The sequence below is a fragment of the Thalassomonas sp. RHCl1 genome, from assembly GCF_947387555.1.
GTDB lineage: Bacteria > Pseudomonadota > Gammaproteobacteria > Enterobacterales > Alteromonadaceae > Thalassomonas.
This window is the reverse complement of the sequence record NZ_CANDNZ010000015.1, coordinates 129176-152888: the sequence shown is the minus strand read 5'-3', so window position 1 is coordinate 152888 and position 23713 is coordinate 129176. Positions and strand designations below refer to the sequence as shown.

Annotated in this window: 20 protein-coding genes; 3 read left to right on the top strand and 17 right to left on the bottom strand. The window is 48.8% G+C overall.

Features of this window, described 5'->3' with window-relative positions:
• The first annotated feature begins 479 nt into the window (after window positions 1-479).
• Complete coding sequence (locus QL234_RS27335; RefSeq protein ID WP_281560926.1) at window positions 480-959, top strand: hypothetical protein; 480 nt, start codon at window positions 480-482, stop codon at window positions 957-959.
• A 440-nt stretch (window positions 960-1399) separates the two neighbouring features.
• Here QL234_RS27335 and QL234_RS27330 read toward each other — a convergent pair whose 3' ends face one another.
• The 11 genes from QL234_RS27330 to QL234_RS27280 form a co-directional block, all read right to left on the bottom strand.
• Window positions 1400-2698 carry an adenylosuccinate synthase gene (locus QL234_RS27330; protein WP_281560925.1) on the bottom strand — a complete coding sequence of 433 codons (1299 nt, stop codon included), beginning with the start codon at window positions 2696-2698 and terminating at the stop codon, window positions 1400-1402.
• Window positions 2699-2943: 245 nt separating this feature from the next.
• The gene (locus QL234_RS27325; protein WP_281560924.1) at window positions 2944-3144 is read right to left on the bottom strand and encodes a DUF2065 domain-containing protein; all 201 of its coding nucleotides are present in this window, start codon (window positions 3142-3144) and stop codon (window positions 2944-2946) included.
• A 212-nt stretch (window positions 3145-3356) separates the two neighbouring features.
• Window positions 3357-4241, bottom strand: a complete 885-nt coding sequence (gene hflC / locus QL234_RS27320; RefSeq protein ID WP_281560923.1) for a protease modulator HflC — start codon at window positions 4239-4241, stop codon at window positions 3357-3359.
• Between the two features lie 3 nt (window positions 4242-4244).
• Window positions 4245-5390, bottom strand: coding sequence for an FtsH protease activity modulator HflK (gene hflK / locus QL234_RS27315; RefSeq protein WP_281560922.1), 1146 nt, complete (start codon window positions 5388-5390; stop codon window positions 4245-4247).
• 44 nt (window positions 5391-5434) lie between these two features.
• Window positions 5435-6721 (bottom strand): ribosome rescue GTPase HflX, encoded by a 1287-nt coding sequence (gene hflX, locus QL234_RS27310; protein ID WP_281560921.1) that lies wholly within the window; start codon window positions 6719-6721, stop codon window positions 5435-5437.
• A 33-nt stretch (window positions 6722-6754) separates the two neighbouring features.
• The gene (gene hfq, locus QL234_RS27305) at window positions 6755-7012 is read right to left on the bottom strand and encodes an RNA chaperone Hfq (RefSeq protein ID WP_044833833.1); all 258 of its coding nucleotides are present in this window, start codon (window positions 7010-7012) and stop codon (window positions 6755-6757) included.
• A gap of 66 nt (window positions 7013-7078) precedes the next feature.
• Window positions 7079-8032 (bottom strand): tRNA (adenosine(37)-N6)-dimethylallyltransferase MiaA, encoded by a 954-nt coding sequence (gene miaA, locus QL234_RS27300; protein WP_281560920.1) that lies wholly within the window; start codon window positions 8030-8032, stop codon window positions 7079-7081.
• A gap of 7 nt (window positions 8033-8039) precedes the next feature.
• Complete coding sequence (gene mutL / locus QL234_RS27295) at window positions 8040-10031, bottom strand: DNA mismatch repair endonuclease MutL (RefSeq protein WP_281560919.1); 1992 nt, start codon at window positions 10029-10031, stop codon at window positions 8040-8042.
• A 6-nt stretch (window positions 10032-10037) separates the two neighbouring features.
• Entirely contained in the window at window positions 10038-11357 is a 1320-nt protein-coding gene (locus tag QL234_RS27290) for an N-acetylmuramoyl-L-alanine amidase (protein WP_281560918.1), read from the bottom strand.
• Between the two features lie 86 nt (window positions 11358-11443).
• The gene (gene tsaE, locus QL234_RS27285) at window positions 11444-11923 is read right to left on the bottom strand and encodes a tRNA (adenosine(37)-N6)-threonylcarbamoyltransferase complex ATPase subunit type 1 TsaE (protein WP_281560917.1); all 480 of its coding nucleotides are present in this window, start codon (window positions 11921-11923) and stop codon (window positions 11444-11446) included.
• Between the two features lie 22 nt (window positions 11924-11945).
• On the bottom strand, window positions 11946-13535 hold the full coding sequence (locus QL234_RS27280) for an NAD(P)H-hydrate dehydratase (RefSeq protein WP_281560916.1): 1590 nt from the start codon (window positions 13533-13535) through the stop codon (window positions 11946-11948).
• A 230-nt stretch (window positions 13536-13765) separates the two neighbouring features.
• Here QL234_RS27280 and queG point away from each other — a divergent pair, with 230 nt between their 5' ends.
• Entirely contained in the window at window positions 13766-14926 is a 1161-nt protein-coding gene (gene queG / locus QL234_RS27275; RefSeq protein WP_281560932.1) for a tRNA epoxyqueuosine(34) reductase QueG, read from the top strand.
• Window positions 14927-14964: 38 nt separating this feature from the next.
• On the opposite strand, the gene QL234_RS27270 is transcribed toward queG, so the two are convergent.
• The 5 genes from QL234_RS27270 to QL234_RS27250 form a co-directional block, all read right to left on the bottom strand.
• Window positions 14965-15144 carry a DUF1289 domain-containing protein gene (locus tag QL234_RS27270; RefSeq protein ID WP_281560931.1) on the bottom strand — a complete coding sequence of 60 codons (180 nt, stop codon included), beginning with the start codon at window positions 15142-15144 and terminating at the stop codon, window positions 14965-14967.
• A gap of 105 nt (window positions 15145-15249) precedes the next feature.
• On the bottom strand, window positions 15250-18849 hold the full coding sequence (locus QL234_RS27265) for a hypothetical protein (protein ID WP_281560915.1): 3600 nt from the start codon (window positions 18847-18849) through the stop codon (window positions 15250-15252).
• A gap of 183 nt (window positions 18850-19032) precedes the next feature.
• Window positions 19033-19542, bottom strand: a complete 510-nt coding sequence (locus tag QL234_RS27260) for a DUF4442 domain-containing protein (RefSeq protein ID WP_281560914.1) — start codon at window positions 19540-19542, stop codon at window positions 19033-19035.
• Window positions 19543-19668: 126 nt separating this feature from the next.
• The gene (fghA, locus tag QL234_RS27255; protein WP_281560913.1) at window positions 19669-20523 is read right to left on the bottom strand and encodes an S-formylglutathione hydrolase; all 855 of its coding nucleotides are present in this window, start codon (window positions 20521-20523) and stop codon (window positions 19669-19671) included.
• An 80-nt stretch (window positions 20524-20603) separates the two neighbouring features.
• Window positions 20604-21728, bottom strand: coding sequence for an S-(hydroxymethyl)glutathione dehydrogenase/class III alcohol dehydrogenase (locus tag QL234_RS27250; RefSeq protein WP_281560912.1), 1125 nt, complete (start codon window positions 21726-21728; stop codon window positions 20604-20606).
• A 198-nt stretch (window positions 21729-21926) separates the two neighbouring features.
• On the opposite strand from QL234_RS27250, the gene QL234_RS27245 reads away from it, so the two are divergent.
• Entirely contained in the window at window positions 21927-22796 is an 870-nt protein-coding gene (locus tag QL234_RS27245) for a LysR substrate-binding domain-containing protein (RefSeq protein WP_281560911.1), read from the top strand.
• A gap of 286 nt (window positions 22797-23082) precedes the next feature.
• Here QL234_RS27245 and orn read toward each other — a convergent pair whose 3' ends face one another.
• On the bottom strand, window positions 23083-23628 hold the full coding sequence (gene orn, locus QL234_RS27240; protein ID WP_281560910.1) for an oligoribonuclease: 546 nt from the start codon (window positions 23626-23628) through the stop codon (window positions 23083-23085).
• Window positions 23629-23713 lie beyond the last annotated feature (85 nt).

The following is a 23713-nucleotide window of genomic DNA, read 5'->3' as shown; positions in this document are numbered from 1 at the left end:
TTTGAAACTGCGGAAGTTTCTGAATCGCATTGGTTAAAGTTAGCTCTGGGGAAACAACAGTTAAAGCGAACATAGCCAAAAATCAACAGTGATGGTTGGTTCTTGGTCATAAAGTGGTATAGCTTTTCATCTTTTTCAGCAGCGGTAGGTAAGGTTTTTTTTGGCGGGGGGGGGGGCAATTTAGAAAATCACTCATCTCACTCATGTTTTGAAACACTTTCCCGCAGTGTATTCCTGATTTTGATACTGACCAATGTCATAATCTCATCAAACGCTAATGACTCGAAAGTACGCTAAACTGACCATTAGCAATGGATAATGAGAATACTTTTTTAATGTTTCGAAAATTACGTTTTGAATATGCCGGATGCTGCATAATCTGCATCTATTGCTAGTTGGTGGTATGCTGAAATTTATCTACTTTATGTAAATATTAAAATTAATCCTTTGTAAAAACTGTATGTCTATTAGATCTTATTATGGATGAATCTAAACTTATTTCGGCACTTATCGGTGCACTAGTCGCGATAGTTGCTATGTCAATGAATAACTGGCACCAGAACCGTAGGCAAAGGCAAGAGTTATTAACTGCGAAACTAGAGGTTTTATATAGCTTATGTTTGGAGTTTTCTCGTCGCAATCAAAAGAAATATGATTTAATTATTGATTACATAATAGATGAACGTGGAACAATACAAGAGCTTTTTGATATGCATTCTGAAATTGTTAAAATACATTCTAAGATGAAGATGATTGTTAATTTGTATTTCCCTAACCTGTTGAAAGAACATAGAAAAGTATGGCCTCTCCTATTGGCTTTTGACAAGCAATTTTATTTAGACTTTGAAGATTTTAATTACTTTGAACACAAAGCCTTTAAAGAATCTTTTAAGGCTCTTTCTATACAAGTATTCTTTTTCGAAGATGAAATAATTAAAGAAAACAAACAACTTCTTTAATTATAGACTAGCAAGGTCAATCAATGGTGCACGTATCCTGTCACTCTTTTGCGTGCTAAGGAAATGGGTAAGGCAAGTTAGTACAATAACTAAACTGGACCTAAATTGATGGAACATAATCCCCCCTTCTGTTTCAAACATTGATTTCAACCAACCTCCAGAACCCATAATTTCGTTTAAAAAAATTATAATATAGCTAAAAAATGAAACACTTCCCTAGAAAAGTGTTTCATGCTCGATAGAACTATTTATTAGTACTTCTTTTCGCCACAAAAACCTCTACTCAGAGAAGATCTTAGCCGGTAGTTTATGCGTAAAGCGTCTCATTAACACCTACGCCCCCTAAACGTAAAAAGGCCGCTAAATAACATTTAGCGGCCTTTTATAAAACTTAGCTTTGTTATTACCCGGCAATTAGCCAACCAGGTAATAAAAACAAGTTACTCCCCAAACGGGTTCACTTTAATAATGGTTTCGTTACGATCAGGACCTGTTGAGATGATATCAACCGGAACACCGGTGATTTCTTCAATACGCTTGATATAAGCCAGGGCATTCGCCGGTAATTGCTCGATAGTAGTCGCACCGAAAGTTTTTTCACTCCAACCCGGCATTTCTTCGTAAACCGGGGTGATTTTTTCATAACCTTCTGCAGCCGTTGGCGGCACGGTAATGATTTCACCGGTTGGTGTTTTATAACCAACACAGATTTTCAGTGTTTCTAAACCGTCTAATACATCCAGCTTGGTCAGGCAGAAACCGGTCACGCTATTCACTTGAACTGCGCGGTGCATGGCGATGGCGTCAAACCAACCACAACGACGCTCACGGCCGGTAGTCGCGCCAAATTCATGGCCTACTGTACCTAAGTGATTGCCGATTTCATCGTCTAATTCGGTCGGGAAAGGACCTGAACCTACACGGGTAGTGTAAGCCTTGGTAATACCTAGTACGTAATCCAGGTTACGCGGACCAAAACCACAACCGGTAGCAACGCCACCCACAGTTGTGTTTGAAGAGGTTACGTAAGGGTAAGTACCGTGGTCGATATCCAGTAAGGTGCCTTGTGCGCCTTCGAACATGATGGCTTCATCATTCAGACGCGCCTGATCAAGAATTTCAGCAATATCTGCCGTCATCTTCTTGATGGTGTCGGCAACTGCCATAGCGTCGGCCAGTACTTCTTCATAGCTTACAGGCTCGGCTTTATAGTAAGTAGTTAAAACGAAGTTATGGTATTCCATAATTTCTTTTAACTTGGCAGCAAATGAGTCTTTACAGAACAAGTCGCCAACACGTAAACCGCGACGGGCAACCTTATCTTCGTATGCTGGCCCTATGCCACGGCCGGTAGTACCGATCGCTTTGTTACCGCGCGCTTTTTCACGGGCAACGTCTAATGCTACATGGTAGGGAAGAATAAGTGGACAAGCATCACTGATCAGTAGACGTTCGCGTACTGGTACGCCACGCTCTTCTAACATAGTGATTTCTTTCATCAAGGCTTTAGGGCATAACACTACCCCGTTACCTATCAAACATTTTACATTTTCACGTAACACACCTGAAGGGATCAAATGAAGAACGGTTTTTTCACCGTCTATTACCAGAGTATGACCGGCATTGTGGCCTCCCTGATAACGTACTACGTACTTGGCTTTATCTGTGAGCAGGTCTACAACCTTACCCTTACCTTCGTCACCCCATTGAGTGCCTAGAACTACGACGTTTTTGCGCATGTTTAAATGTTGGTCAGAAAATTAGGCGGGGATTTTAACAAATAACATTTTACAGTCCAAGCACTAAATCCAGCTTTTTCGAAAGTATATAAAATAGCCAGCAAGGTTAATTAGTTAGCAATAACTTTATTTTTTGAAACGGTCAAAAATATTAAGCGCGAACAATAAGCAAAAGGGCAGCACGGGGAAGACCATAATAAACGGATACTGCATATGATGAGGCAACAGCTGGAGGTTAGAAAAAATTATGACTGAACGATAAGTAAAAGCACGGCACCGATAAAAACCATAAAAAAGCCTATGGTACGTATGGTACCCGAAGGTTGGCTGGCCAGTTGTTGGATATAGGCGCGCCATTTATTGGGGAAAAGCGCGGGCAACAAGCCTTCGATAATAAAAACCACTGCCAGTACGGTGAGCAAACCCGGCATAGTCAGAATTTCCATAATGAAACGTTATTTCCTTATTAAGCAAATCACCGATAAAAAATATAGTATCAATCACTTAAGAAGAAACAACAAGGTGAAAGCCGTTAAAAGGCCGGATTTTGACATGAATATGAAGAATTTTTGAATCCCGGCAACTTTGTGGCTAAAGCACAGGAGAGAAGGATAAAACCGGCCATGAAGGTTTCACGGCCGGTGATAATTGTTAAGGTTTATTTACCGGCTTTAGCACTGTCTTTCAGGTAATGAAAGAAGTCACTGTCGGGTTTAACCACCATAACATCGCTTTTGCTGTTAAAGCTTTTTTCGTAGGCTTGCAGGCTGCGGAAAAAGTTGAAGAACTCCGGGTCTTTCTTGTAAGAGTCGGCATAAACTTTTGCAGCCAATGCGTCTCCTTCACCACGAACTTCCAGGGCGTTTTTCTGCGCCGTTGCCAGCATTACCGTTACCTTGGCATCAATAGTTGCACGGATAATCTCCGATTGCTCCTGACCCTGAGACCTGTGCTCTTTTGCTACCGCGGTACGTTCTGCACGCATACGCTCATAAATCGAGTTACTGACTTCTGTCGGCAGGTTAATCGCCTTGATACGTACATCGATAACTTCAATACCTAAGTCATCCTGGCTGCTGGCAGCACTTTCCTGCGCCTTGCTCATAATGGCGTCGCGGTCACCGGAAACAATTTCCTTGATAGTGCGGGTACCAAACTCGCTACGCAGGCCGTTATTCACTTTTTGTTTTAACAGCGCCTGGGCATTATCAAGAGAGCCGGAAGTACGCAGGTAGTAGGTTGAGAAATCAACGATACGCCATTTAACAAATGAGTCGACCATCAAGTCTTTTTTCTCGGCGGTTACAAAACGATCCGGCGCTTCATCCAGGGTCTGGATACGGGCATCGAATTTACGCACCGACTCCATCAGAGGAATTTTAAAGTGCAATCCCGGATCGTAGACCAGCATTTCACCGCTACTGTCACGCTTGATCTTCTTAAACTGGAACACTATACCGCGCTCGCCTTCGGAGACAACAAACACCGAAGAGACCACTAATACCGACAACAGGGCGAGAATCGCTATGGAAAAATTCTTCATTGCTTAGTTTCTCCCGCTGCTGAAGCGATCTGAACGACCGGAACTGGATGGTTTGGTATTCGTCGATACCGGCTGCTGGCTTAAGCTGGTTGTTGCCTGAGGAATAACCCGCTGGCCGCTGCTTTGCTGCTGAATGATTTTATCCAAAGGCAGATACATCATATTATTGCCTCCTTCAACATCCACCATGACCTTGCTGGTATTGCTGTAAACATTTTCCATCGCCGCCAGATACATACGCTGACGAGTTACCTGTGGCGCCGCCTGATATTCAGGCAAGATTTTTTCGAAACGGGCTACCGCACCTTCAGCGTCCAGAATGGTTTGCTGTTTGTATGCCAGGGCTTCCTGTTCCATACGTTTTACCCGGCCACGGGCACGTGGTTCTATGCCACGGGCATAAGCTTCGGCTTCACGTAAGAAACGTACTTCATCTTCCTGTGCCGAGATGGCATCATCAAAGGCATCTTTCACTTCTTCCGGCGGACGGGCGTCTTTAAAGTTAACATCGACGATGATCAAACCTAAATGGTAAGGTTCGATGATTTTTTCCAGCTCCTGCCACACCGATTGACGCACGGTTTCACGGCCGCTGGTGAGGATATCATCCATCGCCGCATGACCAACGACATAACGCAGGGCGCTGTCCAGCGACTGACTTAAGCTGTCGTCGGCATCGGTCACGCTAAAGACATAGTTACGGGCATCAACCACCCGGTACTGTACCTGCATTTCCACCCGCACCACGTTTTCATCCTGGGTCAGCATAAAACCGGCCGCAGGCAAATCCCGCGTGGTTTGCATATCCACGGGAATAATACGCTCGACAAAAGTCCACTTCCAGCGCAGACCGGGATCAACCGTACCGGCATACTGACCGAAACGTAACACTATGCCCTGCTCGGCTTCTTTGATGGTATAAAAACCGCTAAAGGCATATACCAATACCGAAATAATGAGGGCCAGGCCAATGCCGACACTGGAAAAACTTTTTCCCGAGCCGCCGCCTGATGATTTCCCGCCAAAGACACCGCTTACTTTCTGACCCAGGTCTTTGAGTAAGTCGTCCAAGTCTGGTGGCCCCTGGTTATTGCCACCCTTATTTTTCCAGGGATCTTTATCGTTATTCCCCGGTTCATTCCAAGCCATGATGGTCTCCGCTAAATTGCAATTGCTGCTAATATATCAGTCAGTTAGTTTTCAATAAAGCGTTCTAAGCCCGCTTTATCCTGTTTTATTAATCGATTCCATTCCCGGGCCGGCAGTTTTACATCCACCAGGCAATTCCCCTGTTCGTCAAAATGCTCATCAGCAATACAGTTAAGCTGATACAGCATGCCCCGCAGTTTTCCTGCCGCGGGGGGGATTTTCAGGCTATGGCGCACTATCTGGCGCCCCAAGCGCTCCGCCAACGCCTGAAAAAATAAATCTATGCCGATATTGGCCTGGGCCGACAACCATACCCGGACCGGCATACCGGTTTCATCCCGGTCGATCCTCGGCTCAACATCATGCAAATTATCAATTTTATTACAGATCATCAGCTGGGGAACTTCATGCGCCTCAATTTCCGTCAGCACATCCGTTACCTGATCGATATTTTCACTCCGACGCTCATCGGAAATATCCACCACATGCAGCAAAAGTTCTGCTTCCCGGGTTTCCGTTAATGTCGCCTTAAACGCCGCCACCAGATCATGGGGTAAGTGGCGGATAAAACCTACGGTATCCGCCAGGATCACCCGGCCAACATCTTCCACTTCAATTTTCCGCAAGGTGGGATCCAGGGTGGCAAAAAGCTGATCTGCCGCATAAACGTCGGAATCAGTTAAACGGTTAAACAAGGTCGACTTACCGGCATTGGTATACCCGACCAGGGATATGGTCGGAATTTCCGCGCGGGTACGGGAACGCCGTCCTTGCTGCCGCTGTTTTTCCACCTTATCGAGGCGCTTAAGAATATTATTCATGCGCTCGCGCAGCAAACGGCGATCGGTTTCCAGCTGGGTTTCACCCGGCCCGCGTAAACCTATGCCGCCTTTTTGCCGCTCTAAATGCGTCCAGCCCCGGATCAAACGACTGCTGATATGGCGCAACTGCGCCAGCTCGACCTGTAACTTACCCTCATGGGTTCTGGCCCGCTGGGCAAAAATATCCAGGATCAAAGTCGTGCGGTCAATAACCCGGCACTGGCACAAAGCTTCGATATGTTTTTCCTGGGAGGGCGTTAAACTGTGGTTAAATAAAATCACGTTGGCGTCATAAAGCGCCACCGCATCCGCGATTTCCTGCGCTTTACCACTGCCGACAAAATATTTGGGATGCGGCGTATTACGCTTGCCGCTGACCACGGTCAGTTCACTGACCCCGGCAGAAGACACCAGCATTTTAAATTCTTGCAGGTCCTCGCGCGAGCTTTCGTCCGGAAAATCTACATGGACAAGTATCGCCTGCTCACCCGCCTGATAACGATCAAACAAATGAGCAGCGCCTGAAAAGACTAAATATCACCATTAAGCGTCCGATGATTGATTAAATTCAGCCTGACCTTGTGCCGGCATAGTCGTTACCGCACGAGAAGGTACTACCGTAGAGATAGCATGCTTATAAACCATTTGACTGACGGTATTTTTCAGTAAAATAACAAACTGATCAAATGATTCAACTTGTCCCTGAAGCTTGATGCCGTTAACTAAATAGATTGCTACTGGAATGCGGTCACGACGTAAAGCATTCAAAAATGGGTCTTGTAACGATTGCCCTTTTGCCATTCTCTGGCCCCTTTTGTTATTGTCGATAAAAATTGTTTTTTATTAACCGGTTACCGATTAACTAGCCTAATTATACATCAATGTGTCTAGATTGCTCACTGCTGATAAAACTTGTTGTAAATTTGTTTCATCTTCCATCTCTAACCAGGTCAGATCCGGCCAGCTTCTTAACCAGGTCAACTGACGCTTTGCCAGCTGCCGGGTGGCGCAGATACCACGAAAAACCATTTCTTCATGATCAAACTCGCCATTAAGATATTGCCACATTTGACGATAACCTACACAACGAATGGAAGGTAGATTTTCATGTAAATCACTTCGTTGTTTTAACTTAATAACTTCTTGCTCAAATCCTTCTGTGATCATTTGTTGATATCGTAATGCTATACGATCGTGTAAGGTTTTACGTTCAGCCGGTGCAATGGCAAATTGTAAAACATCCCCTTGCAGGGTAGCACCTTTTATTTCAATTAATTGTGTCAAAGTGTTTCCTGTCAGGCGGTGCACTTCCAACGCCCGCGTCAGTCGCTGCGGGTCATTGGGATGAATCCGCGCTGCCGCCACCGGATCAATTTGCATTAATTGCTGATGCATATGCTCCCAGCCAAACTGCTTCGCCTGGGCTTCAATATCCCGGCGTACCTCCGCATCTGCCTGAGGCAACGGAGAAATTCCCTGCACCAAACTTTTAAAATACATCATAGTGCCGCCAACTAACAGCGGAATACGATTATTGGCCCGGCTTTTTTCAATTTCAGCCAAAGCGTCTTGACAAAAATCCGCCGCTGAATAGACCTCGGCAGCATCGCGGATGTTTACCAGCTTATGGGGGTAAGCCTTTAACTCTTCCGCGGTAGGCTTCGCCGTGCCTATATCCATGTCCCGGTATATCAACGCCGAATCGACACTGATAATATCACAGGGCAAAGCATCATGGAGCGCCATGGCAAGTGCTGTTTTTCCGGACGCGGTCGGCCCCATTAAACAAATAACGGGGGGCTGTTTAGAACTCGATGACATAAAACACTTAACCTAACTGACTTATGGCTGATGTAAGGTCTAGCTCCACGGAATTCAAGAGCAACTGTGCCTCAAATTTGCCTAAGAGCACAGATTGTGCCTGAAACAACAACTCCCGGGCACTGTTTTCGGTAAAATTTTCCGGCTGCATAACCTTAGCTATCCCTTGCTGCCAGTGCTCTGGCGTTAATTCATCCGCTTCTGGCAAAACCTCTAGATAAGACAACAGGGATAATAAACTTGCACTGACATCTTTTTCTCTGAGCATAGCCGGAAATTCCCGGATTTGTACCCTGCTATTATCACCAAAGGTAATAATTATACCTGCCTGGGCTAAGGCCTGCTGATATCGTCCGGCAAAAGCAAACTGCTGCGCCGGCAAACTCAGCTGAACCGGCAACAACAACGGCTGACGGATCAAGCCCTGCTGCCAGCGCTGCTGCACCGATACCAGGTTTACCGCTTGTGCCAGAGCCGTTAATGACAACAGGCGTAAATCCTGCTTCAGGGTAATAACCGCATATTCAGGCTCTTTAAAAAACACCAGCCGGGCTGGCAATTCCTGCTCTTGCGCGCCAGTTGCCCTTGTTTCAGCGCCGTCATAAGGGGTCATTAATTGCTGGTAATTTTTCACGGCCCCGGCGGACGGCGTTACTCTTGGCGACGATGCCGCCTGCCCCGACGAAGCACCTGCTCCATAAGCCCCCTGGTGGCTACCCAGCGAGGTTAAAGGCTTAACATAAGCACGTTCACCGCCATAATTCTGTGAGGGTGAATATTGCCCCGGCGATGAGTTTACCTGCTGCCCGCCCCTAAAAGCAGCATCAGAAGAAACCGCCGACTCAGTGCCAGAATTAACAGGCAAAGTCGCGCCATAGGTGCCGGTTTCCCTGCTATCGCTAACGGAAACATTTCCGACATTACTCACACCGGTATTGGCCACCCCGCCACTGGTAGCCCCGCTAATAATTTCCCCGGTTTCTGGCACAAGTAATTCCGTTTGTTCCTGCAATGCCCGCTGGCACACGGAATAAATAAAATCATGGACATAACGCCCCTGATGAAACCTCACCTCATGCTTGGCGGGATGAACATTCACATCCACCTCGCGGTGATCCAGGGTTAAAAACAGGACAAAGGCCGGATAACCTTCAAGAGGCAATAAATCCGCATAGGCCTGGCGTATGGCATGGTTAATCAACTTATCCCGCATCATGCGGCCGTTAACATAGCTATAGCAAAGATCGTTTTGATTGCGAACAAAGCTGGGTTTCCCCAACCAGCCCCACAAGTGCAGATCGCCGTGCTGGCAGTTTACCTTCACCGCATGCTCGAGAAAGCGCTGGCCGCACACCAGCCCCACCCGTTTATCATAATAGGCCTTGTCCCGGGCAATCCGGTACTGGCGCACCATTTTGCCGTTGTGGCTCAGAGTAAAAGCGACATCAAACCGTGCCAGGGCAATACGGCGGATAATTTCATCAATATGATTAAATTCTGTTTTTTCCGTGCGCAAAAATTTGCGCCTGGCGGGGGTATTAAAAAACAGATCGTTCACTTCTATGGTGGTGCCGTCGGGATGGGCCGCCGGTTGCACCGATACTTTCATATCCCGCCCTTCGGCGCTGGCCTGCCAGGCGGTCTCCTGCTCTTTCGGTTTAGAGGTCAAAGTCAGGCGGGAGACCGAGCTGATACTGGCCAGGGCCTCGCCGCGAAAGCCCAGACTGGCAATGCCTTCGAGATCCTTTAAATCTTTGATTTTACTGGTGGCATGACGGCTCAGGGCCAGGGTCAGTTCATCTTTTACTATTCCCTTGCCGTTATCGGAAATACGCAGCTTTTTGATGCCGCCCTTTTCCACCTCGATAGTTATTTTAGTGGCGCCGGCATCCAGGCTGTTTTCGATCAATTCTTTGATCACAGATGCAGGACGCTCCACCACTTCCCCCGCCGCAATCTGGTTTGCCAGGCGCGCCGGTAAAATTTCAATATTGCTCATCTTTGCTTAATCCGCCCGGGGAATTTTTAAGGTTTGCCCTATCCTGACGACATTGCTGGTCAGGTTGTTGGCCGATTTCAGCTGGCCGACGGAAACCCGGTATCTTTGTGCCAACAGTGACAATGACTCTCCACTGGAAACCTTATGCCGGGTAAAGCCTACGGAGGCCAGATAGGAGTCTTTCGGCGGGTTTTGCAGGAAATACTGGCGTACGCCGTTGGATATCGCCCGGGCCAGTTTCTGCTGGAAAGCGGCAGTTTTCAGGTTTTTCTCTTCCTTGTGATTGGAAATAAAACCGGTTTCCACCAAAATCGAGGGGATGTCCGATGCCTTCAATACCGCCAGACTGGCATGCTGGGGCGTTTTCTTATGCAGTTTAGTGACTTTTTTCAACTTGCTGATAACATCGCTGGCCAAACCTAAGCTCATTTCCAAGGAATGCTCTTTATTCATATCCGCTAACGTGATCGCCAGGTTATCATCGGCGGTATTTTTGATCACCCCGCCGCCGCCGCCGAGTAATTCTGAATTTTTCTCCCGGTTCACCAACCAGCGGGAGAGTTCCGACTCCACCCGGGAATGCAGCGCAACCCAGACAGACGCACCGTTTGGCTGCGGCGTACGAAACGCATCCGCATGAATAGAAATTAAAAAGTCCACCTGGTTTTGCCTGGCTATCTGGGTACGGCGGTTTAAATGCACATAATAGTCTCCGGTGCGGGTCATCACGGCTTTAAAGCCTTTTTGCTTGTTGATCAAATTCTGCAATCGCTTGGCAATGGCTAAAGTCACCTGTTTTTCATAAGTGCCGTAACCGCCGATAGAGCCGGGATCTTCACCGCCATGACCGGCATCTATGCCGATTATAATATCTCTCTTTTTATCACCAACCGCCTTAACGACACGCTTTTTACTTTCTTTATCATGCAGGTCCACCACCAGGCGGTGACCATATTGCCCCGCCGGCGCCAGCGGGAAAACCGTCAGCTGGTAGGACTTGGCCAGTTCCAACACCAGGCGGGTCGAGCCTTTTTTCTTTGACTCGCTGGTGCGAAAACGCTTGATCCGTTTATCTTTCGCCGCCAGGGTATTGAGCAACACGGTATTTTGGCTGTTTTTAAAATCGATCACTAAACGCTGCGGACCGGATAAACTAAAATAGCTGTAATCGGGCTTTTGCTTTAAATCAAAAACAATCCGGGTATTCTCCGGGGCAGGCCATACCCGGATCCCTTCAATTTTATTGACGGCATAACTCACCGAACACAAGCCCATCCAGAGCAAGACTACTGAGATCAGGTATCGTATTTTCAATCCAGCCAACATTAATTTATTACCTTGTTTCCTTTAACAAAAGCTAGTTTAAAAAGCTTAATTAAACTCCTTAAAAAAAACTTTAAAACTGCAACACCCTAAACAATTTTTTCCAGTTCGGCTAACACCTGATTGCCTGTGCTACTGTGGGCTGCCAGGGTGATTTTACGTTGTTCGCCGTGATAGGCCAAGTCTATCGTGACATCCGCTTGCGGCAGCAGACCCCGGCCTTTTTCCGGCCATTCGATAAAACTGCAGCAATGGGCGGCAAAATAATCCCGGATCCCCATATATTCGAGCTCTTCCGGATCTGCCAGCCGGTAGAGGTCAAAATGATAAACCTGCCAGCTGTCGAGCTCATACGGCTCAACTAAGGTGTAGGTCGGACTTTTCACATTGCCCTTGTGGCCCATGCCGCGGACAACTCCCCTGGTCAGGGTGGTTTTACCCGCGCCGAGATCGCCGTTGAGATAAGCAATAAAACCTTGCCCCTGCAGTTGCCGGATCGCCCCGGCTAAAGCCGTACCTAAAGCAACCGTCGCCTGCTCATCGGCTAAATCATAATCTAGTGTCTTCATTAACTCTTTATCAAACTCATTTTTAACCCTCTGCCCCGCCGTCAACCTGATAGTGGTTGACCAGGTGCAGAAGTTCGGGAAATAAATCACTGGCCAGCAAACCCCGCTGCCCCTGCTTAGCGACAATATTATCTCCGGCCTGCCCGTGAAGGTAGGCCGCCAGCCTTACGGCAGCCAAAGGCTCGTTAAGCTGCAATAACATGGCCGCTATTATGCCTGATAATACATCACCCATGCCACCCGTTGCCATACCCGGGTTGCCACAAGTGTTGATCCATACGGTTTTACCGTCAGAAATCAGGGTACCCGGCCCCTTGAGCAGGCAAATTCCCTGGTATTGGCGGGCAATGGCTTTGACCGCGGCAAAGCGATCCCGGTTAATTTCGCTAACCTTACAACCGAGTAAACAGGCCGCTTCTGCACTATGAGGGGTTAATACCCGGGTTGCTCCGGCATCGGGCAAGCCCCCCTGTTGCCAGGTCTGCCGTAACAGATACAGGCCGTCGGCATCGATAACACAGGCCAGCGGCTGTGTTATAGCAAAATCAAATAAATGTCGGGCCCAGTGGTCCCGGCCCAGCCCCGGCCCCAGGATCATCACTTTTGCCTTGTTAAAGACAGCAGAGCGGGCCAGCTCATCCGCCCGGTCCGGCGCCAGCATCATTTCCGGAAGGCCGTTAAAAACCCGGTTTCGGTTTTCCTGGTGGCAAGCCACTGCCAGCATAGAAGCGCCGCACCTTAATGCAGCCTCTCCCGCCAAACGGATGGCGCCCGGCATCATTTGATTTCCGCCGATGGCCAGCACCAGTCCCGGGGAGCTTTTATGGCGGATAGCCGATACCGGCTCCAGTACAGGCAACTGCTGCCTGCCCTGGATAAAATGATCCGAACCAATCTGCTGCTGAAAAATCTGCCCCAACCCCAAATCAGCCAGATATAAGCAGCCGACATAATCTGCCGCCTGCCCGGTTAACAACCCTTGTTTGGCAGCGATAAAGGTCAGGGTCACATCCGCTTTTACCGCCTCGGGATTGACAGTACCGCTATCAGCATTTAACCCCGATGGCAGGTCGACGCTGATCACCTTTGCCCGGTGACGGTTGACGGCACGCACCAGGGCTTCACTGTCTTGACTTAACTGACCATGAAAACCTATGCCAAACAGGCTATCGACAATGATCTCCCCGCTGAAATCCTGCTTTATGTAGTCAGCAAGGGCTAACTCCCCCGCCTGTAACACTTCAACCCCGCTTTGTTCCAGTTGCAAATAAGCCGTGAGGGCATCTCCTTTAAGCTCATTCTTTGCCACTGTGCTTAACACCAGCACGTCGATACCCGAATGACTTAACAAACGGGCACAAATAAAACCGTCTCCGCCATTATTGCCTTTACCGCACAGCACCAGTACTTTGGCCGCTTGTGGCCATAAAGATTGCACCAGGGAAAACACGGCGCCGCCGGCACTTTCCATCAGGGCATACATTTCAATCCCCTGTGAGGCGGCAACTTTAGCCTCATTGTCTTTGACCTGCCCGGCCCTGTAGGCCGGCAGGGGCAGGCAATCGGCTAACTTGATCGGTAATTTCGCTTTTGATCTTGCTGGGGGCATCATTTTTACGTCCTTTCCCGGTTTCCCATCCTCTGTACTTTTTCACGTTAGCGTCAGCGGCTCCGTCATTAAAACGCAAAGCCAAATTGCTTGCTAAGGGCGGCATCCCATTTATTGATTTACCGCAAACCCGAGTTCATTTTTATTAACTTGTTTAGCGCCTGACCCTGGCTGTGGTAAACTACTCCCTGAATTTATTAAGCAGTTTACTTGAAGGCATCACCATCTCATCCATGTCATCCTCTACCATCAACTATCAGGAATTAGCCGAAAAAATCAAGTTTTGGGGCCGTGAACTGGGATTTTCCCAGGTAGGGATCTCAGATATTGACCTGTCCGAGCATGAAGCGGCACTGAAACATTGGCTGGAGCAGGGTTATCACGGCAATATGGATTATATGGCACGCCACGGCATGATGCGGGCACGCCCCGATGAACTTGAGCCCGGCACCGTCTCCGTGATCAGCGTACGCCTGGATTACCTGCCCACCGATGCCAAATTTGCCAAACTGCTAAAAAAGAAAGACCATGCCTATATCAGCCGCTATGCCCTGGGCCGGGATTACCATAAGTTAATGCGCAAACGCCTGCAGCAGTTGGGCAAAAAAATTAAAGAGCATTGCCAACAGTTTAATTTTCGTCCTTTTGTCGATTCCGCACCGGTCCTGGAACGGCCGCTGGCGGAAAAAGCAGGCCTGGGCTGGGTCGGCAAACACAGTTTATTAATCAACAAACAGGCGGGCTCCTGGTTTTTTCTCGGAGAGCTGTTAGTCGATATCCCTTTGCCCAGCGACTCGGCGCCGGCAAACGACTGTGGCCATTGCGTTGCCTGCCTGAAGATCTGTCCTACCCAGGCGATTGTCGCCCCTTATACCGTCGATGCCAGGCGCTGTATCTCCTATTTAACCATAGAATTACGCGATGCCATCCCGGAAGAGTTTCGCCCGTTGATCGGCAACCGTATTTATGGCTGTGATGACTGCCAGCTGATTTGTCCCTGGAACAAATTTGCCAAACTCGGGCAGGAAGATGATTTTCAGCCGCGTAATAATTTCGACGATGTCAGTTTATTAACCCTGTTTGCCTGGAGTGAAAAAGAATTTCTGGATAAAACCCAGGGCTCGCCGATACGGCGCATAGGTTATGCCTGCTGGCAGCGCAATATTGCCGTGGCGCTGGGTAATGCCGGTTTTTCAGAGGAGATAGTCAACGCCTTAACGGCAAAGTTACCAAAGGTAGATGCTATGGTAGCCGAGCATATTCAATGGGCGCTGACGCAGCAGCAGCTCAAAGCCGAGCAGGCAAAACAAGAGATTAAAGTTATCGAAGTCAACCAGCGCCTGACCGGACGCCTCATCCGCTCCATAGAAAAAGGCCTGCCCCGCGACGCCTGAGCCAGGTTTGAGAGCCGCCGCTTCAGGTCAATACCAGCTTAAGGTTGGCGATTTTTTCTTCTTAGCCGGCATTGCAGCAAGACCTGGTGTTTTTGTTCATTGCTAAACCCGGACCAGCCGGTAATTTCATCCAGGTGGCGAAAACATCCCAGGCAATAGTCCTGATGATCCAGGCAGCAATTGCGTACACAAGGGCTGCTTACCTCGGCTGAAGGCACTTTATCGGCCGAGGGCTCTTTACCCGCTGAAGGCTCTTTATCCGCTGAGGGCTCTTTATTGGCTAAAGGCTCTTGAGTCTTGGTGGTTTTCATCGGGTTCGGCTCTTAAATGCTTTCGGCATAATTTTCTATGGCATCAAGCTCCTGCCGGGTTTGCTCAAGCAAGGCATCCGCCTGTTTCAGGTGTTTTCGCTCAGTTAATGCCTGCATTTGCCGGCAAAGGGTAAATAAATTATCCGCCGCCAGAATACCGGCATTTTTTTCCAGTAAGGTCAGCACCTTGCTTGCCTGCTGAAAATGCCGCGACTGAAAAGCCGCGGTTAACTGCGCCAGGTAATCGCGGTTATCCGCCAAATATTCATCCAGCATATACGCCGCCAGCTCCGCCGAGTGCTGATGCCGGGTGTAGCGCTGTAAATCAAATGCTGCCAGCACCTCACTGTCATTGTCCTGCACATGGAATAATTGCTGCTGTAGCGCATACTCTTGCAATTCAGGGGAATAACCGGCAATACCGGAGGGCGAAAGCTCAGGCTTGCCTGGCTTATTTTCCTGAACCGCTGCCTGTGACTGCAAACTTTTTTCCTGAGCGGGTTCTGTTTTAGCCTGAACCTGTTCCAGCACTTTTAACCAGGGCCTTAATATGGCTACCAGGGCTGGTAAATCCGATAGTGCGGGCAGTGCCTCTACACGCCAGCCTTTAGCGCTTTCCTTACGGGCAAAGGATGCCCCCCCGGGCAAGCTGAACAGGCCGCGCTCAAATGCTTTGCCTTTATCCAGATCAACAAAAGCCGGCAGTTCAAATTCCGTAATTAACAGCAGGAAACGTCCGCCATACCACAACTCTTGCGTGCTCTTGCTATTCGCCGCCAGGCGTACCTGTAAACCGAGCCAGTTCAAAACGGATATCAATGCCTGGTGCTTGCCGGGCTCCTTAACCCCGAGCAAAACTTCAACTTCGGTGCCGACAAAAGCATATTGCCGGCATATTTGTGGGTTAAACAGGAGGTTGGTTTTTGCCTTTTGCTGCATCAGGTTGCGGATTTCGCTAAGCAGATTTTGCCGTGACAATAAAGCCGCTGCCGGAGAGTAAAAACCCAGCCCGCTAATCTGCTTTCTAACCTGTTCACTAACCTGGCCGAGTCCCGATTGCAATACCAAGAGCTTGGGTTGCACTGCCTCAGGCAGGCCATTTATATGGGTAAACAGCTGATCTTTTTGCCTGGCAAACAGCGCTTCACCGACCATCACAACATCCACCGGGCGGCTCTTAAGTTGCCCCGGTGTTAGCTCATTTATCAACTCATCGGCAGCTGCATAAGCGTCAAGCGTAAGCGGCTTAAGCAACTGGCTGAGTTGTTGCTGCTGCTCGCTGTTATCAGACAGGCATAACAAAGTTAACGGTGCCGGCTCCTCTATATCCGCTGCACTTTCATCCGCTTTTGCCTGTGCCAGAGGTAAATCAAAGGCCAGGCGGTACCCCTGCTCACTAAGCGAGGCCAGCAGATTAGTGCCGTGATGACGTGCCAATAACAACTGAAAATATTCAACAAGCACTTTGCCGGCTAAATCTTGCGGGATTTGCTCATCCTTATTAAGCAACTCAAGCAATGCAGGCAAACGGCTAAGTGCCTGGCCGCTGCTGACTTCGGCAGCCACTTGCACCACTTGTTGCCCCGGATGCCTGTCCCTGAGCTTAACCGTCAAGGTTAACTGCCCTTTGAAAATACCGGCAAGCACAAGACGGTAAACTGCATTAAGCAATTCATGGAACAGGCGGACATCCAATTTTACCTGCCGGATCAGGCAAGGATCACAATCAAGCACCAGGGTATTTTGTTGTCGCCTGCCTTGCGCCATCAGGTTGTACATGGCCGCATGGAGCTCATTCACCAGATCCACATCCTGCAATGCCATCACCAACTGCTTGTCCTTCAGGGCGGCCAACAGGGCGTACTGATCTAAACCGTCAGCTGCCCGGGTCAATTGCCGGGACAGTTGCCGCGGGGAAATATCGGCACCGTAGGACAGACTCTGTACCTGCAAACCGGCCACCGTCAATAAATGATGTAATTGCTGATGCTCTTGTTGCATAAACCGCTGCCGGGCCTGTTGTTGCTCCTGCGCCTCCTGGTTTAATAACAGCAGTTGCTGTTCATAGCCGGCAATCGCCTCGGCATTGGCTATAGTGCCGCAGAAATTATGCTCCCGGTAAATAAGCGAAATGGCCAGCAATTCTCCCGAGTGAGTGAAAACCCGGATATTTTGTGTTTCGCTGCTCTTTTTCACCTCCCGGGCGACAGCCGTTAACTTTTTCACTTCTTCTGCGGGAAAAGCATGACGCCAGCTGCTGACCGTTATCGCCTGATGCAACAGGTATTTGCTTCCCCGGCTCAATTGCCGGGCTAAGGTAAATTCTCCGTCCAGCTGCCAGTAAAGCACATGATTTTCCTGCGCCAGCGTTTTCAGTTGCATCCGGTAACCCTGGCTATGGCGCTTCACCTCATCGGCAGTGACCTCCGGCTTTTTCATTTGACTGAATATCCGGGTAAAACGACTGTTTTCAAAAGAGCTGATTAAGCTTTCATTCAGCGGTTCCCCGCTGGCTAACTGTTCACACAGAGCAAGGCTTTGCCTGGTATAGGCCTTCAGGCGCAGATACAGGCGCACCAGGAGCAACAAAACGGCTATCGCCAGTCCTGCAAATAAACTGACGGCGAAAAACAGCGGCTGTCCCTGGGTATGGCTAAGCAGCCAGCCTGATATTCCTGCAACCGGTTTTGAAGACTCCCCTTGAGGCACAGCTGGCGGTTTATCGGTCAGCAACTGCCGGGCCTTATCCCGGTGAACAGTTAATGCCCGGCGAAATTCATGTGCCAGGCGCAAATGCCCCTGCCATTTTGCCAGGGTACGCTGCTGAGTCAGCAATAATGCCGACAACTTATTCATTTCATCGCCAAGCGCCTTCAGCTGGACATCCTGCCCTTGCTCAGCCGTCACTTCACCGGCCATGGTTAACAGCTCTTCGGTACGGTTTCTAAGCTGTTCAAACTCGTCTAAGGGTAATTGCAGGTCCAAATCGGCAAATAAAACCAGCAGCTGGGCCAGTAAAATTTCCAATTGGTTATAGCGGGCCAGTTCTGTGTATATCTTGCCCTGCGCCCGGGCCCGGCTAACGGTTACCGCATCACTGATGTTATCCGCCTGCAGTTGCTGATAAAGTTGCTCCAGCTGCCCTTGTTTGCTGAAAATAAGACTGTCCAGGGCATCCGCCACCAGTTGCAATTGAATAATGCTTTGCTGTTTTAGCTGAATATTGCGTTTACTACCCGCAGCCAGGCGTTTCACCCCTTCGGATAAAGTACTGTCGCCGGATAAGATATTGTCACTTGCTCCGCTGTCCGGGATTTGTCCCGCCAGGCTTTGCCAGTTGTCCAGCAAACGCTGATACAGACGGGAGAATTGCCCGGCATCGCTTTCCGATAACAACTGACTGAAAAGCGTCTGATTTTTTTGCCGGTATTGCAAATACTGATTTTGCCGCTGTAACTTAGCCAGCTGTTCCTGCTGTGCGGCTCCCTGTTGCTGCTCACTCAGGTCCATTAAGGTTATCGCCAGTGGCAGGATAAGGCCCACTAAAATAAAAATAGCGGCCAGCATAGGGGTAAACTGACGATAGAGGGGGTTGGCTGCGGCTTTATTCATACATAGTTGACGGCCAAGCTGCGCCAAAGAGCGAGTTAGCCGAATGATTCCCTACGGTTACAACAAGAGCGGGTTTATATCTTTATACTCTCTAGTGTAGGGAATTGGCCATAAGAAGCAATGCTTATCGCTGCCAGGGCATGAATCGGCAGCGGATATGGAGATTATTTCATCTTTTCGGGATCAGTTTTTGCCAACAGCTTCAGTTTTCGGCTTTTTGTTGACCCAGGCCCAGTTCATTTCACATTCGATCGGCGGCTGGCCCGACTCATCGGTAATCGTTACCGGCACAATAATATCGCCTTTCTCCGCCTGCTGGATATCGGCAATTTGCTCGTCCGTTAACCTGGCTTTTGCCAGCAGGTTACCCTGCATGCGCCGCTGATAACGAATATTCATCGACTTTAACAAGGGTAAACGGCTGTCGGGCACATTCATGCCAAACACTATGCCGGTAGCAGACTCCGCCAGTACCGCGGCAGCAACCGCGTGAATACCACCGATATGATTTTGTACTTTTTTCTTGTTTTCCAGCAACAGTTCCGTCTGATGATGACTGATCTTCAGTAACTTCACCCCTGAGGTTTTCGCATATTTTACCTGAGAGCAAAATAATTTCGTCAACAGCGCAGAGCGCATAAAAGCAGGTGTCTTGTTAATGGCAGCGACATACCGGCTGAAACGATTGGCCATGTTAATTTCCCAATTTAGTCGTTAAACAAAAATTCATTGTTAACCAAAACTGGTCTGACCTGCAAGAAAAATCTCCGTTTTGCCGGGAATATCGCCGCTATTTTTTCTGGTCTTTACGTCTGAAAGTTACCCCAATCCCAGATGACGGGCGTGGAACCTCAGGTGCTGCTCGATAAAACTGCTGATAAAATAATAACTGTGATCATAACCCGCCTGCAGTTCATAACTGAGCGGATAACCACTGTGCTTAGCCGCCGCCACTAAGGTATCGGGTTTGAGCTGCTGCTCAAGAAAATCATCGTCTCCTCCCTGCGTCACTAAAGCCGGTATCTGCTGCTTTTGCTCAAGGTTGCTCATCAGGATGCTGGCATCATATTGCTGCCAGGCGGTTTTATCGTCCCCCAGGTAATTCCCCAGGGCTTTTTCTCCCCATGGGCAGGCACTCGGGTTACAAATCGGGCTAAAAGCGGTAACCGATTGGTAAAAGCCGGGATTACGTAAGGCCAGCACCAGGGCGCCATGACCGCCCATGGAATGGCCGCTGATCACTTTCTGCTCTGTCACCGGGAAGTGCTGCTCGATAAGCGCCGGCAGTTCATCACGGATATAGCTATACATTTGATAATTCGCCGACCAGGGTTCCCGGGTCGCATCGACATAAAAACCGGCACCATGGCCGAAGTCATAACTGTTATCGGCATCGTCGGGGACAGCTTCCCCTCTGGGGCTGGTATCCGGTGCCACTATCGCCATGCCCAGCTCGGCGGCGATACGCAAGGCTCCGGCTTTTTGCATAAAATTTTCATCGGTGCAGGTCAGCCCGGATAACCAATAAAGCACCGGGACTTTGTGATTTTCGCTGGCCTGGGGAGGTAAAAAAATGGCAAAACGCATATCGCAAGCCAGGCTGTTTGCCTGATGCCGATATTGCACATGTCTGCCACCAAACACCTTGTTTTCTGAAACTTGAGTGATTGTCATAAGTAATATTCAGTTAATTATGGTTAAGGGCACCCGAAACCTGTTTCGGGTGCCTGAGCATTTTGGCCTGAAATGGCAGCTTAAAAATGAATGACAGTGCGAATACTTTTACCGGCATACATCAAATCAAAGGATTCATTGATTTCTTCTAATGGCATAGTATGGGTAATAAAGTCATCTAACTTAAATTCCCCCTGCAGGTAACGTTCAACATAATCCGGCAGCTCAGAGCGGCCCTTGACTCCGCCAAATGCCGTGCCCCGCCATACCCGGCCGGTGACTAACTGGAACGGACGGGTAGAAATTTCCTGACCGGCACCGGCGACCCCGATGATCACCGACTCACCCCAGCCTTTGTGGCAGCATTCCAGCGCCGAACGCATGACATCAACATTACCGATACATTCAAACGAGTAATCGACACCGCCGTCGGTGAGTTCGACAATCACTTCCTGGATAGGCTTGGTATATTCTTTTGGATTAATGCAATCGGTCGCACCGAGCTTACGCGCCAGTTCAAATTTACTGTCATTAATATCAATGACGATAATACGGCTGGCCTTGGCCATGGTCGCACCGATCACCGCGGATAAACCTATGCCCCCCAAGCCGAAAATGGCCACGGTGGCACCTTCTTCAACCTTGGCGGTATTCATCACCGCGCCCATACCTGTGGTTACGCCGCAGCCAAGCAGACACACTTCTTCCAGCGGCGCTTTTTTATTAACTTTGGCCAGGGAGATTTCCGGCAGCACGGTATATTCGGAAAAAGTAGAGCAGCCCATATAATGGAAAATGGGTTCGCCGTCTTTATAAAAACGCGTGGTGCCGTCGGGCATCAGTCCCTTACCCTGGGTTTCGCGAATTTTCTGGCACAAGTTGGTTTTCCCCGACAAACAGAATTTACATTCACCACATTCAGGGGTGTAAAGTGGGATCACATGATCGCCGACCTGAACGCTGGTCACGCCTTCACCCACCTGCTCGACAATGCCGCCGCCTTCATGCCCTAAAATACAAGGGAAGATGCCTTCGGGGTCTTCACCGGATAAGGTAAAAGCATCGGTATGACAGACACCGGAGGCTATCACCTTGATCAGCACTTCGCCTTTTTTCGGCAACATCACATCCACTTCTTCCACAGACAGGGGCTGATTGGGTCCCCAGGCAACCGCGGCTCTTGATTTGATAAATTGTTCAGACATGTTAATCCTCTCTGCTTTTTAAACTTGGCTTTTTACTTAGCTGTTTCACTGAAATAAAAGATCACGTTAATGGCGCAGACAAAGCTGCTGACCACCAAAAACGATTATCTATCGTAGCTTGATATTAGCCTATTATAATTATTTCTAAATAAATGATAATATAGTTAATTAACAATACACTTTTACAAGACAGTAATAATGGTGCAATGGCAGGGGATCAGTGAATTTGTCGCGGTGGCAGAAAGTGAAAGCTTCACCGGGGCCGCAAAACGGTTAACCCTTTCCACCGCCCAGGTCAGCCGGCAAATCAGCGCCTTAGAGGCCAGGCTCAGCATTAAACTCTTTTACCGCACCACGCGTAAAGTCTCCCTGACCCAGGAGGGTGAAGTTTTTTACCGGCAATGTCGCTCGGTGCTCGATGATCTCGAAGCCGCCGAGCGCGGTATCACCAACCTGCAACACACCCCCCGCGGCAATATAAAATTAACCGCGCCGGTCACCTATGGCGAACAGCAGGTATTACCCCTGATCAATGATTTTATTCAGGACTACCCGGATATCAGCGTCAGTGCCTTTCTCACCAACCAGAACCTGGATTTGGTTGAACAGGGTTATGATCTCGCCATCAGGATAGGCAAGCTGGAGAACTCCAGCCTGATGGCGAAAAAATTAACCCGGCGCAACAATTATGTCTGTGCCTCCCCCGCCTACCTTAAGCAACACGGTACTCCCGGCTCGCTGACAGATCTCAGCGGCCACAATTGTTTATTGGGCACGTTAGATCACTGGTGTTTTTGCCATAACGGGGCAGAGAAAAATATCCGGGTGAAAGGCAATATCCGTTACAACAGCGGTACCGCCCTGGTGGATGCGGCATTAAAAGGCATAGGTCTGGTAAAACTGCCCCATTATTACCTCCAGCAGCACCTGGAAACAGGACAACTGGTCACGGTATTGGACAAGTTTCAGCAACAGGAAGAAATTATCTGGGGCGTATATCCGGGTAACCGGCATTTATCTCCGAAAATCAGGCTACTGCTGGATTTCCTTGCAGATAAGCTGGCCTGAGGATATTGGGCAGGTTTCAACAATACAAAGAAATGATCTGGGTCCTGTATCCGGATAACCGGCATTTATCCCGCTCTTTCCTAGAAGATACCCGACTACAGCTGGATTTCCTGGCGGATAAGCTGGCCTGAGGATATTGGGCAGGTTTCAACAACACAAAGAAATGATCTGGGTCCTGTATCCGGATAACCGGCATTTATCCCGCTCTTTCCTAGAAGATACCCGGCTACTGCCGGGTTTCCTGGCAGATAAGCTGGCCTGAGCAGGCCAGCGATACAACAGGCAATTACAGTTTGAAAAAGTGCTGCTGGTAGACTTTTAATTCGGCAATGGATTCGCGGATATCATCCAGGGCTAAATGCGTGCCTTGTTTTTTAACCTTGGCCAATACATCGGGATTCCAGCGGCGCGCCAGCTCTTTGATGGTACTGACATCAAGATTACGGTAATGAAAATAATCTTCAAATTCCGGCATATATTTATTAATAAAACGCCGATCCTGGCCTATGCTGTTACCGCACATGGGAGAAACCCCTTTCGGCACATATTTTTCGATAAACGCCAGGCTTGCCGTCATCGCCTGTTGCAAGCTGGTCTCGCTTTCCAGACATCTTTGGGTTAAACCGGAGCGGCCGTGATGTTCGACACACCAGGGACTCATGTTATCCAGGACATCTTGCGGCTGCGCAATGGCAAAAACGGGTCCTTCCGCCAAAATATTTAACTGACTGTCGGTGACTATTGTCGCCATTTCCAGAATAACATCCGTTTCCGGTTCCAGACCCGTCATTTCCAGATCCAGCCAGATTAAATTGGTATCACACAACGCCATAAATTTCCCTTAAAAAACCGATTAATGCCTAACAACACAACACCACTTTGGCAGGCACTTAAATAAAAATACGATCCTAAGCAGT

Bases quoted from the DNA above. Each gene is read 5' to 3' on its own strand.
- QL234_RS27335 (WP_281560926.1), top strand. From the start codon at position 480: ATGGATGAATCTAAACTTATTTCGGCACTTATCGGTGCACTAGTCGCG.
- QL234_RS27330 (WP_281560925.1), bottom strand. From the start codon at position 2,698: ATGCGCAAAAACGTCGTAGTTCTAGGCACTCAATGGGGTGACGAAGGT.
- QL234_RS27325 (WP_281560924.1), bottom strand. From the start codon at position 3,144: ATGGAAATTCTGACTATGCCGGGTTTGCTCACCGTACTGGCAGTGGTT.
- hflC (WP_281560923.1), bottom strand. From the start codon at position 4,241: ATGAAGAATTTTTCCATAGCGATTCTCGCCCTGTTGTCGGTATTAGTG.
- hflK (WP_281560922.1), bottom strand. From the start codon at position 5,390: ATGGCTTGGAATGAACCGGGGAATAACGATAAAGATCCCTGGAAAAAT.
- hfq (WP_044833833.1), bottom strand. From the start codon at position 7,012: ATGGCAAAAGGGCAATCGTTACAAGACCCATTTTTGAATGCTTTACGT.
- miaA (WP_281560920.1), bottom strand. From the start codon at position 8,032: ATGTCATCGAGTTCTAAACAGCCCCCCGTTATTTGTTTAATGGGGCCG.
- mutL (WP_281560919.1), bottom strand. From the start codon at position 10,031: ATGAGCAATATTGAAATTTTACCGGCGCGCCTGGCAAACCAGATTGCG.
- QL234_RS27290 (WP_281560918.1), bottom strand. From the start codon at position 11,357: ATGTTGGCTGGATTGAAAATACGATACCTGATCTCAGTAGTCTTGCTC.
- tsaE (WP_281560917.1), bottom strand. From the start codon at position 11,923: ATGAAGACACTAGATTATGATTTAGCCGATGAGCAGGCGACGGTTGCT.
- QL234_RS27280 (WP_281560916.1), bottom strand. From the start codon at position 13,535: ATGATGCCCCCAGCAAGATCAAAAGCGAAATTACCGATCAAGTTAGCC.
- queG (WP_281560932.1), top strand. From the start codon at position 13,766: ATGTCATCCTCTACCATCAACTATCAGGAATTAGCCGAAAAAATCAAG.
- QL234_RS27265 (WP_281560915.1), bottom strand. From the start codon at position 18,849: ATGAATAAAGCCGCAGCCAACCCCCTCTATCGTCAGTTTACCCCTATG.
- QL234_RS27260 (WP_281560914.1), bottom strand. From the start codon at position 19,542: ATGGCCAATCGTTTCAGCCGGTATGTCGCTGCCATTAACAAGACACCT.
- fghA (WP_281560913.1), bottom strand. From the start codon at position 20,523: ATGACAATCACTCAAGTTTCAGAAAACAAGGTGTTTGGTGGCAGACAT.
- QL234_RS27250 (WP_281560912.1), bottom strand. From the start codon at position 21,728: ATGTCTGAACAATTTATCAAATCAAGAGCCGCGGTTGCCTGGGGACCC.
- QL234_RS27245 (WP_281560911.1), top strand. From the start codon at position 21,927: ATGGTGCAATGGCAGGGGATCAGTGAATTTGTCGCGGTGGCAGAAAGT.
- orn (WP_281560910.1), bottom strand. From the start codon at position 23,628: ATGGCGTTGTGTGATACCAATTTAATCTGGCTGGATCTGGAAATGACG.